General features: G+C 44.7%; 16 protein-coding genes, 2 tRNA genes and 1 rRNA gene. 7 read left to right on the top strand and 12 right to left on the bottom strand.

Annotation, left to right across the window (positions count from 1 at the left end; all coding sequences use genetic code 11):
• Nucleotides 1-351: 351 nt before the first annotated feature.
• A tRNA-His gene (locus JCM16159_RS15115) sits at nt 352-458 on the bottom strand.
• A 228-nt stretch (nt 459-686) separates the two neighbouring features.
• Between JCM16159_RS15115 and JCM16159_RS05540 the strand changes: the two genes are divergently transcribed.
• On the top strand, nt 687-1,121 hold the full coding sequence (locus JCM16159_RS05540) for a hypothetical protein (RefSeq protein WP_054857192.1): 435 nt from the start codon (nt 687-689) through the stop codon (nt 1,119-1,121).
• 94 nt (nt 1,122-1,215) lie between these two features.
• Here the strand turns inward: JCM16159_RS05540 and rrf are convergent.
• A 5S ribosomal RNA gene (gene rrf, locus JCM16159_RS05535) occupies nt 1,216-1,336 on the bottom strand.
• 635 nt (nt 1,337-1,971) lie between these two features.
• On the opposite strand from rrf, the gene JCM16159_RS05530 reads away from it, so the two are divergent.
• The 3 genes from JCM16159_RS05530 to JCM16159_RS05520 are packed head-to-tail and all read left to right on the top strand — an operon-like array spanning nt 1,972 to nt 3,540.
• Nucleotides 1,972-2,430 carry a hypothetical protein gene (locus JCM16159_RS05530; protein ID WP_054857191.1) on the top strand — a complete coding sequence of 153 codons (459 nt, stop codon included), beginning with the start codon at nt 1,972-1,974 and terminating at the stop codon, nt 2,428-2,430.
• A 34-nt stretch (nt 2,431-2,464) separates the two neighbouring features.
• Entirely contained in the window at nt 2,465-2,788 is a 324-nt protein-coding gene (locus tag JCM16159_RS05525) for a hypothetical protein (protein ID WP_054857190.1), read from the top strand.
• Nucleotides 2,789-2,793: 5 nt separating this feature from the next.
• Nucleotides 2,794-3,540 carry a hypothetical protein gene (locus tag JCM16159_RS05520; RefSeq protein WP_054857189.1) on the top strand — a complete coding sequence of 249 codons (747 nt, stop codon included), beginning with the start codon at nt 2,794-2,796 and terminating at the stop codon, nt 3,538-3,540.
• 883 nt (nt 3,541-4,423) lie between these two features.
• Here the strand turns inward: JCM16159_RS05520 and JCM16159_RS05515 are convergent.
• The 10 genes from JCM16159_RS05515 to JCM16159_RS15095 all read right to left on the bottom strand — a co-directional run bounded on the left by JCM16159_RS05515 (nt 4,424) and on the right by JCM16159_RS15095 (nt 8,387).
• Nucleotides 4,424-4,810 carry a site-specific integrase gene (locus tag JCM16159_RS05515; RefSeq protein ID WP_054857188.1) on the bottom strand — a complete coding sequence of 129 codons (387 nt, stop codon included), beginning with the start codon at nt 4,808-4,810 and terminating at the stop codon, nt 4,424-4,426.
• On the bottom strand, nt 4,807-5,142 hold the full coding sequence (locus JCM16159_RS05510; protein ID WP_054857187.1) for a hypothetical protein: 336 nt from the start codon (nt 5,140-5,142) through the stop codon (nt 4,807-4,809). Before JCM16159_RS05510 ends, JCM16159_RS05515 begins: the two co-directional genes overlap by 4 nt.
• Nucleotides 5,143-5,181: 39 nt before the next feature.
• A complete protein-coding gene (locus JCM16159_RS05505; protein WP_243666021.1) occupies nt 5,182-5,421 on the bottom strand; it encodes a hypothetical protein in 240 nt (79 codons plus the stop codon).
• Nucleotides 5,422-5,665: 244 nt separating this feature from the next.
• A tRNA-Arg gene (locus tag JCM16159_RS05500) sits at nt 5,666-5,742 on the bottom strand.
• 52 nt (nt 5,743-5,794) lie between these two features.
• Entirely contained in the window at nt 5,795-6,538 is a 744-nt protein-coding gene (locus JCM16159_RS05495; RefSeq protein WP_243666020.1) for a prenyltransferase, read from the bottom strand.
• A 223-nt stretch (nt 6,539-6,761) separates the two neighbouring features.
• Nucleotides 6,762-7,382 (bottom strand): CPBP family glutamic-type intramembrane protease, encoded by a 621-nt coding sequence (locus JCM16159_RS05490; RefSeq protein ID WP_054857185.1) that lies wholly within the window; start codon nt 7,380-7,382, stop codon nt 6,762-6,764.
• Between the two features lie 39 nt (nt 7,383-7,421).
• The gene (locus JCM16159_RS15110; protein WP_243666037.1) at nt 7,422-7,769 is read right to left on the bottom strand and encodes a zinc-binding dehydrogenase; all 348 of its coding nucleotides are present in this window, start codon (nt 7,767-7,769) and stop codon (nt 7,422-7,424) included.
• Nucleotides 7,754-7,969 carry a hypothetical protein gene (locus tag JCM16159_RS15105; RefSeq protein WP_243666019.1) on the bottom strand — a complete coding sequence of 72 codons (216 nt, stop codon included), beginning with the start codon at nt 7,967-7,969 and terminating at the stop codon, nt 7,754-7,756. The genes JCM16159_RS15110 and JCM16159_RS15105 overlap by 16 nt, the downstream gene beginning before the upstream one ends.
• Nucleotides 7,966-8,196, bottom strand: a complete 231-nt coding sequence (locus JCM16159_RS15100; RefSeq protein ID WP_243666018.1) for an alcohol dehydrogenase catalytic domain-containing protein — start codon at nt 8,194-8,196, stop codon at nt 7,966-7,968. The genes JCM16159_RS15105 and JCM16159_RS15100 overlap by 4 nt, the downstream gene beginning before the upstream one ends.
• The gene (locus JCM16159_RS15095; protein ID WP_243666017.1) at nt 8,181-8,387 is read right to left on the bottom strand and encodes a hypothetical protein; all 207 of its coding nucleotides are present in this window, start codon (nt 8,385-8,387) and stop codon (nt 8,181-8,183) included. The genes JCM16159_RS15100 and JCM16159_RS15095 overlap by 16 nt, the downstream gene beginning before the upstream one ends.
• Nucleotides 8,388-8,578: 191 nt before the next feature.
• Between JCM16159_RS15095 and JCM16159_RS05480 the strand changes: the two genes are divergently transcribed.
• From JCM16159_RS05480 to JCM16159_RS05475, 3 genes are all read left to right on the top strand, one after another.
• The gene (locus tag JCM16159_RS05480) at nt 8,579-8,764 is read left to right on the top strand and encodes a hypothetical protein (protein WP_054857184.1); all 186 of its coding nucleotides are present in this window, start codon (nt 8,579-8,581) and stop codon (nt 8,762-8,764) included.
• The gene (locus JCM16159_RS15090) at nt 8,755-8,934 is read left to right on the top strand and encodes a hypothetical protein (RefSeq protein ID WP_243666016.1); all 180 of its coding nucleotides are present in this window, start codon (nt 8,755-8,757) and stop codon (nt 8,932-8,934) included. The genes JCM16159_RS05480 and JCM16159_RS15090 overlap by 10 nt, the downstream gene beginning before the upstream one ends.
• A 199-nt stretch (nt 8,935-9,133) precedes the next feature.
• Nucleotides 9,134-9,682 (top strand): archaellin/type IV pilin N-terminal domain-containing protein, encoded by a 549-nt coding sequence (locus tag JCM16159_RS05475; RefSeq protein WP_054857183.1) that lies wholly within the window; start codon nt 9,134-9,136, stop codon nt 9,680-9,682.
• Nucleotides 9,683-9,708: the final 26 nt, after the last annotated feature.

The raw sequence follows: 9,708 nt of genomic DNA, 5'->3' as shown, positions 1-9,708 counted from the left end.
AAAATGAACGTTCACGTGAATAACGCAGGCTTCGTTGAGGTTAGGACTAAACGCAGGAGTCTCAAGGATGCCGAGACTGTTCGGGAAGCGCTGAAAAGAGCAGGCTACGAGGATGTTGGACTTAGGAGCATAAGCAGTAGCTTCGAGGTTTACGTAAGCCAAGGCGAGGTAAAGAAGCACCCAGAACTCATGACCAAGGTCTGCGAGGTGCTGAGGAGGATGCTCGGGGAGGCAGTGAGCGAGGGCAAGGAAAGGAGGACAAAGGCAATGAAAAACCTAGCTGTCAATAACCCCACCCAAGGGCCCACGGGCAAACAAACCCCAAATCATAACCAGGAATCAATACTCTGGTGGGGCCGGGGCCGGGATTTGAACCCGGGTTCACGGGCTCCACAGGCCCGCAGGTTAATTGCCCGAGACTGGGTCTCCCCAGTCTCGCCAGACTACCCTACCCCGGCAATGGTATTCTTGCTATTTATGCTTTTAAGTTTTTGTCCTTAATATCGTTACATTTTGGATGTCTAACTTTCGTTCGGGCATTTTAATTTCGTTACTACCCTTTACCTGGTCAATCACCTAGTGAGTGCGTGGTATTACCGTTGATTCCGGGAAATATTTCGATGCTGTTTTCTCATTTTGCTTTTGTAGAATGGTTTAAATACCTGGTTTCCTTTATCGTTTGCGGTATGAATGAGGGTATTGAGGAAGGCGTGGTTTTTGCGAATCTGGTTTTTGTGGTAATGACGGCTATCTACTCCCTGGCCTTTCAATTAATACTGTTATTTAGTAATTCGTTAACTGTAATTGGTTTAAGCGTTGCCGCCTGGCTCGTGCTTGTTTATGCCCTGGTGGCTAGGCGTGGTCCCTGGGCCCTGATTTATGCCAGGGTTCATAAGGCGTTGACCGGCGTTAGTGTCCTGGGCATTACCAGGGTGGAGAGGCTATTATTGATCCCCTACGTAATTAACCACGCAGTAACTATACTATTCGCGGCGCTCGCCAACTACCCAATACTGAACCTAGCCCTGAGGATAACCGCCACAACGCCAATGTTCATAATGATTGGTGAATTCACGGCATTGCCACGAATGGTTACTAACAACCGCCTGGAAATCCCCTAGTTTTAACGAAGATTCCTTCACCCAATTAAAATTGAGTTTGGTTCCTGTATTTTATTCATTAATGCTAGGAGGTAGGTAGGATGTTATAGCCCCGAGGTCCCGGCACGCCGGTTTCCCGCGGCCTCGCGGACCGCAGTACTCCCGTGCGCGGCAGGGCGTTTCACTTCCGGGTTCTGGTGAGTCCGGGTGGTGCCACCCTGCCTATGGCCGGGTTATCTCGGTTTGGCCATTACACACGTAACCAACCCAGTTTTTAAGCTTTATTGACCTTAAAACGACCGAGGTTTTAAAGGTCGTGAAGATTTGGCCGGCCCAGCGGGATTTGAACCCAACGACCTATGGCTTCTGAAGGCTCTCTCATGCAAATAGACCCGTAAAGCTAAACTTGTACAATTTTGGTAATTAGAAACTTGTACTCTAATGGTCTCGTTAAGTTTGATATTAAAGATGGTGAAGTAACATAGCCAGGGCTCAGTACTTGAAATTAGCTTATCCTCAAGACCAAGGATTGCGTACCTTATTATCTTCCTCGGAAATTCATGCCCCTCCTGGCTAAGGGACAAGTCGCCGTACAAACACCACAGCTATAGCAGGTAGGCTAAAGAATAGCATAAGAATAAAAGGATTTTAAGAAAAGCTTATAAGTATTTCTCTTAATTTTTAACTGCTATGAGCCGTGATAGTCGAATTATTTTAGGTTCTATTCTTAATGCATTACGCATTAAGTTACTTAGCATAACATATTTTATTAAGAAAAGGACTTATAAAATAAGCATTTACGATACAAACGATTACATTAATTATTTTAAACGCATAATCAATTTATTAATACGCCCAAGATACACCGTGGTTGAGTAAGACAAGAGCAATTATAAGGAAGACAGAATTGAGTTCATCTAATGATGAATATAGTAAATTTGCTAGAATTATTGAGAGCATTGATTGGGACGCGGTAATTAGGAATACGGATAGTACTGGCGTGGATAGGAGTATTGGTGATGCTATTTTCGCGCTCGCGATGGCGATAGCGATTGAGGAGAATAGGGACAGGATTCCCGAGTTCTATAGGGAGCTCTTTGAGGTGGTCATACCGAGGTACATAGAAACAGCGGAAGACAACGAACTCGAGGAGAGGTACAAGACCGTTAAGGAGTTACTGGAGGAGTTAAAGAGGGAATACCCCAACCTGTCTGACGAGAAAAAGAAATTAATCAATGAGAAACTCATCGATGAATGCATAGCTAAAATAGAGAAGATTCACGAGGAGAAAAGGAAAACCGATGCCAAAGCTAGCAAGAGCATAACATAAGAGTATGATCGGAGGAAGCTACTGTACTAACACAATGGATCCCATTATATCGAATTCACTTGATTATTACTTTAGTGGTAGGGTTCGTGTTTTGAGGTATTTTCTTAGGGTTGTTGATATATTGCCTGATGTTGTTACTTATGATGAGGTTATTGTTGGTGAGGTCTTGGAGGAGCCTAGTTGGTGTAAGGGCAGGCGTGAGTGTTACTTCGTGGTACCACTACCACCGAGACCGCGCAGGGCAACCTTCACATACAGAACAAGGGGGCAGCACGATGAGAGAATCATAGTACTACCAAGCAGTTATAGGGAACAGGCACTAAAGCGTACGCCGATAAAATATTTGATGAATTATTAAAGATAATGATTATAGATGAGGATGAGAAAGGGAAGATCAGAGATGAAATATTACAGACTATTAATGAGATCCTGAAATACCGAACACCAGGTGAAGTTAGTAAGAAAGCTCCTGATTTAATTAACCAATATATTAAGTTGGTTAAAAATACGAACGCCTATATACCGCTTTCTTATGAGGTATCACCAATATTACTACGTATATTATCCATATTTTATGGAAGAGTTTGGTCCTTGGTATATTTTCTTCGCGATGAGATTGTGACGTACCATCCATTGGCCTTGGTTAAGTTGATTAATAGGCGGTACTTCATTGTTATTCAGAGAATTAGGGCACAACCACATGAGGAACTAGTTGGGTGGAGAAACATTTTAAATGCCAATTTTAGTATTGGCTTTAACACATTTCCTGAACTTGCCCTCTTTCCAGATGGACCAAGAATAAACTCTGTGCATGTCGTGATTAGGTTGCCCAAGGGAGTCCGTATAAGGAAAAGAGAACTAACATTGAAGATTTATGATAAGATGTCTAATAAACCCATTGAAGACATAAGGAGAGATGTTGGCGTGATAATGCTTGATACCTCAGCGGGTAAAAATGATAAGGAAAGCACGCAGGCATACTGTTATATTGATTCCCAGGCTTTGATGATGATTATTCGTAAAAAGCTAGAGAAGGAAAGAGAAGAATTAGAGAAATTACTAGAATTGGAAAGAAAGAAAGGAAGTAACCAGTCGCCAGAGAGAAGATAGGAAGGCAGTAATAATAGAGCCTAGAATTAGCCTGAGGTTACGTTATAATGCAACCGCATTGGGAATATTCAACTATACACCCATAGGCACTTATTTATTTAGCATCATCATTACAATACTTACCCATGTTTCTATTGATGTCATTAGTGCCGTGATCGGCGCCATGGCTACCTAGGTAACGGGAGCCGTGTCAGTACTACTCTACGTAAGCGATAAACCCCTGCTTGAGGAAGTGTATGTAAAAAGACACCTAATACTCGCACTAATTCTACTGCTAATTGCCATAGCTATAACATTAATATACGCAATCCCCTTATCATATGAACTTAGAAAATTATTGATTACCATTGAATTCCAAGGGAAAAGAACTTAAGGATTAATTGCTTCTTTAGAGAAATGAGGGGCGAGGATATGCCAAGGGAAAATATGGACATAAGACTGGCTAATGAGCATTGAACAAGAATATTCACACTAGATTGCAATGAAAAAGGATATGCCAAATCGAGACTCGCATTTGTTGCGGTCATGAGGAGAAGATCCACGATAAGTAGGGGTAAAAGATCGAGACCTACTATGTGTCGCTCCTGAAAAACCTACTTATCAAGTATGAGGATGGTTAGTAATTACATAATAATAATAAAGGTAACTAACGAATGCTCAAAAACATGATCATTAACACATGTAAAATGCACTGGGTGAGGTTGCCCGTTCAAAATCAGTGCTAGTTACATGCGGTGTTGATTAGGGTTTTTCTCTTGATCACTGGCACAGTAAACACGGTGCATTCCTTAGGTACCAATCCCTAAGTTCCTCATGCCTAGGACTCCAATAATGCTCAATGAGTACCTGTACTCAGTGGGTGGAGCCCTGCCTTGGAGTGTATTCACAATGCTCTCTGGGACGCATGGCTAATCATCCAGGTAGCAAAGAACTTCCTAAGTTCATAAAGCTCGAATTCCCTACCAAGCACTGCCCTGGCAGCGTCCTTAATCTCCCTCCTTAGCCTGCCCTGGTCAAAGGGTAGGAACCTCTGCCTGAGCCTATCAATGACCTCCTGCCCAAACCACTTACTCGCCTCGATGGGCTTGGTTATGTTGCTAACGAACTTGTCACGCCTGGGCAGGTACTGGCTCCTAGTGAACTCAATGGTCTTTGGCTGCAGGAAGGCTATGAATGACCTCTTTGTCTCAGTCACCTTACCAACCCTAAGCAGGCCATGATCGAGATCCACATCGTCCATTGTGATTAGAAACGGCTCGCCAGGTCTCAAACCAGTCTCTGCTCAGTATTGAGGAAGTAAACCTTGGCTTCTATTGACTCAATCCTTTGCAGGATTTGCCTTAACTCATCAATCGTTGGGAGCCTGGTCTTATTATTACTCCTTGACTTAATCGTCTTGAATGAGTTATGGAGTATTGCGAATAGCCCTGGATCCCTGGGCTGGAGCACATTCTTAATGAAGGACTTTAGGCTTGCCGACACGTTACCTAACAACGTTTGGCCCCTCCTCCTCAAGGACCTCGGCCAAGTAATCCCTAATGCCCTCTGGATGTAGTGAAGCCTGTCATGCAGTGTCTTCTCCTTAACGCCCCTAAGCCTCATGGCCTTGACGTAAGTCTCAATGTCCTCATACGTGACGTGTCAAGTCTTACCAACCGCCTGCACGTAATCACCCAAGTACCTGGAGAGCAATGTGAGGAATTGCTCACGGAACTCGGGATCCTCCCTGGCAGTTATTATCACCCTAAGGGCATCATTCAAAGAAGCCCTCTTCTCGGGAACCCAGCCCTTCAATAGGGCCTGGAGCTCCTCTGGTGTTAGGAGTTTAAGCATTAAGCATAAAAGCCCATCACCAACCCTAGCCCTACCACTCCTAACCATACTAATGTAATTACTCGTGACACCCAGGTCACGAGGTTTAATTCCTTTATTATTCAATAAAATAATATAAGAATTAAAAGTCGCTGTTTATGGGTTAACTGTTCAATATCCAGTAACGAGCAGTCAACCATGCAGATTCACCGTAAAAATCTACATCACCCACGTATATAAAGTTTGTGTAAATGTACACCAATGACACCGTAAACGATAATGACAATGATCAAAGAGAAACTGAACAAGGAACTGGCGGGCCCGGTGGGATTTGAACCCACGACCTACGGCTCCGGAGGCCGCCGCTCTACCTGGCTGAGCTACGGGCCGGGGTTATTAATTATTTAGGGCATATATTAAGTTTTTATTGTTGGTTCGCCGCTCACGTTGGTATCATTAGGGCTGCGCCGTATATTAGGCAGTATATTGTGTATAGGAGGCCTGTCCTTGCGTCTATGTTGTGCGCGTTATTCCTGAAGGCCCTTGCTAGTCTTGGTATTAGGGCTGCCGTGGATAACGTGGACAGCGCGGTGTATGGTAGCATGCCCGTGATTACCAATGCTGTGTTGATTATGTAGGCCGTAATCAATGAGCCCATGTATATTTGGTAGCCGTACTTAGCCGTTAACATGGCTAAAGTCCTAATTCCGGCCTTGGCGTCGTACTCCCTATCCCTGTAGTTGTTTGCGTATATTATCGAGAACATTATGAAGAATGGCGGTAATGATATTAAGAGCACGCTTGGTATTAATGAACCACCAGATGCAGCCACAAAGAAGCCGCTGACCAGCAATGGGCCCCAGGTTAATGCAACCGATAACTCACCAAGCCCCCTATACTTAAGCGTGAATGGTGGTCCCGTGTAGGCGTATAGCAGGAACACACCAAGTAACCCAAGCGCCAGTATTAGGTAGCCCTCCATTACCGTTAGATATGTGCCAATCGTAGCCCCCGCAATTATTAGTGAGAACCCCAGGTTCTTAATGAATGATGGGCTTACCGTACCCATGACCAGTGGTTGACGCCTATAAACCGCCGTGGGTGAGTTGGGGCTGTCAACACCGTGTATAAAGTCGTAGTAGTCATTAAGCACGTTAACACTGGCATGAAGAAATAAGGCACCCATCACAGCCATTACCGAGTACACAATTCTTAAGCCATAGTAAAGCCCAAGGTGATAGCATAACCAATGCCGATAAGGGAGACCGCTAAAGTCATTAATAGACTCCACGCCCTAATGAGACCGAGGACATCACTCTTATTCATTAATATTCAATTTAATTCTTAATAATTTAAAAACATTATTTTCTATATTAAGTAAAATAACCATGATGTAAGCCCACGTATCGCTATGAAACCAGCGGGAGGAACACCATCATTAACTCTAGCCACATTACGTGGGCTATTATTGAGGCCGTAAGGCCAGCCTTATCCGCAAGCACACCATCAATAAGCCCAATGACGAAAGCCCCGGCAATTAGGGCTGGATTCAACGTGGATATGTGGACGAGCGTGTAGTAAATCATCGACGCTATCCAAGGCTCATTACTAAAAATGCCGCCTAACTCCCTCGCCGATTCCTGAAGACCACCCCTCCAGTAGACCTCCTCCATGAACCCAATGATTACCAGGGCAATGGATAAGGCATAAGCATTTGCCATGCCCCTAACCATTTCATAAACGAGGACCACATAACCCGCGAGTCCCATGTATTTAAGCAATGCGTAACCACCAACAAAGATCATGTAGAGAATCCCGGACATGAGGAGACCAAGTACAATCACTACTGAGGTGTTAACCCTAAACCACCGAAGCCTATCCCTAAACCAAGCCAGTGATAATAAGCCGAGCAGTAACGTTGATAGTGCCATGCCATAGACAAAGTACTTACTAAATACGTCAAAGGATAGCGGCCACAGTACCAGGGGTAGGATTACGTAAGCCACTGCCTTAGCCCTAGTCCCACTCATGAAGCATCACCACCTTACCAACCACGCCCCTACTCTCCATCAACTCATGGAGGACTGGGCATCCTTAATACTCTTACTTATGAATGGCCTAACGTCCCTACTAACCATGAAGTTAATGGCCTCCTTAAGGTATGACCCAGACGCGTTGTGAATGCCTATCAACCGTGTATGCCTAAGGTAAAACCTCCTAATGTCGATCTGCACCGTGGATGATTTCTCAAGGACTCCAAACGTGACTACCGTGCCTTCTGGCCTAACGGCATCCAACGCCATTGGCAAAGTGTCGCCAATACTGTCTATGGCAGCATCAACACCACCATCAGTATTCTCATTAATAGCCCTCATCAACTCCTCCTTATCATAACCAACAACTACGTCAACCCCCAGGTCCTCAGTAAACTGGGCCTCGTGGTGACCGCAATTACCCTGGCACCCAATGCCTTGGCCAGTATCGTTAATGCCGTACCAACACCACCCAAGTCTCCCAACACCAGCACCCAGTCACCAGGGCCGACATTGGCAACCCTCAGAGCCTTCCAGGAAACACCATAGGCCAGCGGTAGTACGGCCAATTCATTAATGGTCATCCCCCTGGGCGCCCTGACCAGGGCCCTAACAGGACCCTAACCAACTCCCCATAACCACCCCAAACATGAAATCCAGGCATAGTCCATGATTGGCAGTGGTCCTCCATACCAACCCTACAGAACCTACACGAACCACAACCCCACGCATTACTAACCAGGACTAAGTCCCCAACCCTAAACTCGCCAAGATCCGTGCCAGGTCCAGCCGACTCTATGTAGCCAACCATGTCGGCACCGGTACGTGAGGTAACTTAACGGGTATACCCGGGTATCCCCTACGCACTATTGTGTCAATCCTATTCAACGAGGTCGCCAAAACCCTAATAATGACCTCCCCAGGCCCTGGCCTGAGGTCTGGAAACTCCATGACCTTAAGTACGCCGGGGTCTCCATGTTTTTCGAAACCGACAGCCCACATACCTGGTTGGAGGGCTGTGATGACCCAGGGATTTAAGTATTGAACGTCTTATCATTGAGTTTACCGGGGTTTCTTTATTCTATTCCATCATTTCTATCTCTTCTCAACAATTATACAAAATAAAATCAATAAAAATAATCATAAATTCTCAATAAAATTTTTATACTCATGTGTAGAAAGAGAATATAATAATGATTAATAAGGCAGACCTAATACTCACAGCAACACTGGCAAACCTACTCGACTTGACAACTAGTTACCTGGACTTCTCATTGCTTGGGCTTCAGGAGCTCAACTACTACGCAACCACCCTACACCTAAGCAATTACCTAGCCGCGGCAATAGCTTCACAGCCTACGAAGCACTCATGGCAATGATATACCTAGCAACGCACAGATATCCAAGGTTTAGGTGGTTCATGGTCGTGTTCATAGTCATGAAATTCATAGCTGTGGCCGGCAACATAGCCGCATCAATGGGCATATACAATATCAACAACACAATCATAGGAATAAGCCAATCACTAACTAATGTCCTTAGATACTAACTAAGGTAACAAAATATTGGAAAGCAGAAACTAAGCCATGCAATTAACGATAGAAAGAAAGAATAAGCAAACAACCACTAAATACATAACCTAGGTACCCCATGTTTCTACCGCAATAGAAAGAGATTTTCCCAAATAGAAAGTACCAAAAACCACGCCTGTGAGTATTTATTAAGCAGTTGAAAGATCAACAAAGCGTATGGCAACAAAAATGAATAGGAGGGGTATATCTAACGTGGTGGCTACGATAATACTCATAGCCGTGGCAATAGCGCTGGCTGTGGCAGTGGCTGTGTGGGTCTTCGGACTAGCAGGCTCAGCAAGCAAAACAGCAACACTACAGGTACAGGCTATCGGCTTAACAGGTGTTGGTAATGCTATTAATAGTAGTGGTGGTAGCGCTACCTTAACTATCTTAATAAGCAACCCATCGAGTAGTGGTATTGGCATTAATGGCTTCACGCTGGGAAGCCTAAGCTGTGTATTCTCACAGCCAGTGCAGGTGCCAGCTGGAACACAGGGAGGTCAATTAACAATAACGCTAGGAATAACAAGTGGTAGTACTAGTGGAACTTACGTCTTTAACAACGCTACATCAATTAGTGGCAGCGGTGGAATAACCGTGCCAACTGGAATTAAGGCATCATGCAGCGGCAATCAAACAGCCGCAGTCGGAATACAATACAGCGGCTACATAACCACGGTCAGCGGCCAGACATACCCATTCACAGTAACAGCAAGCTCATAATGAGCTTAATGCCTTAAATAAGTCTT

The organism is Vulcanisaeta sp. JCM 16159, assembly GCF_001316265.1.
In the GTDB taxonomy this organism is placed as follows: Archaea; Thermoproteota; Thermoprotei; order Thermoproteales; family Thermocladiaceae; genus Vulcanisaeta.
This window is presented reverse-complemented; position numbering and strand designations above follow the sequence as displayed.

Excerpts from the sequence above, each read along its gene's own strand:
- JCM16159_RS05540 (WP_054857192.1), top strand. The coding sequence starts at position 687 with ATGAATGAGGGTATTGAGGAAGGCGTGGTTTTTGCGAATCTGGTTTTT.
- JCM16159_RS05525 (WP_054857190.1), top strand. The coding sequence starts at position 2,465 with ATGGATCCCATTATATCGAATTCACTTGATTATTACTTTAGTGGTAGG.
- JCM16159_RS05520 (WP_054857189.1), top strand. The coding sequence starts at position 2,794 with ATGATTATAGATGAGGATGAGAAAGGGAAGATCAGAGATGAAATATTA.
- JCM16159_RS05510 (WP_054857187.1), bottom strand. The coding sequence starts at position 5,142 with ATGAGGCTTAGGGGCGTTAAGGAGAAGACACTGCATGACAGGCTTCAC.
- JCM16159_RS05505 (WP_243666021.1), bottom strand. The coding sequence starts at position 5,421 with ATGGTTAGGAGTGGTAGGGCTAGGGTTGGTGATGGGCTTTTATGCTTA.
- JCM16159_RS05495 (WP_243666020.1), bottom strand. The coding sequence starts at position 6,538 with ATGGGTGCCTTATTTCTTCATGCCAGTGTTAACGTGCTTAATGACTAC.
- JCM16159_RS05490 (WP_054857185.1), bottom strand. The coding sequence starts at position 7,382 with ATGAGTGGGACTAGGGCTAAGGCAGTGGCTTACGTAATCCTACCCCTG.
- JCM16159_RS15105 (WP_243666019.1), bottom strand. The coding sequence starts at position 7,969 with ATGACCATTAATGAATTGGCCGTACTACCGCTGGCCTATGGTGTTTCC.
- JCM16159_RS15100 (WP_243666018.1), bottom strand. The coding sequence starts at position 8,196 with ATGGTTGGCTACATAGAGTCGGCTGGACCTGGCACGGATCTTGGCGAG.
- JCM16159_RS15095 (WP_243666017.1), bottom strand. The coding sequence starts at position 8,387 with ATGTGGGCTGTCGGTTTCGAAAAACATGGAGACCCCGGCGTACTTAAG.
- JCM16159_RS05480 (WP_054857184.1), top strand. The coding sequence starts at position 8,579 with ATGATTAATAAGGCAGACCTAATACTCACAGCAACACTGGCAAACCTA.
- JCM16159_RS15090 (WP_243666016.1), top strand. The coding sequence starts at position 8,755 with ATGGCAATGATATACCTAGCAACGCACAGATATCCAAGGTTTAGGTGG.
- JCM16159_RS05475 (WP_054857183.1), top strand. The coding sequence starts at position 9,134 with ATGGCAACAAAAATGAATAGGAGGGGTATATCTAACGTGGTGGCTACG.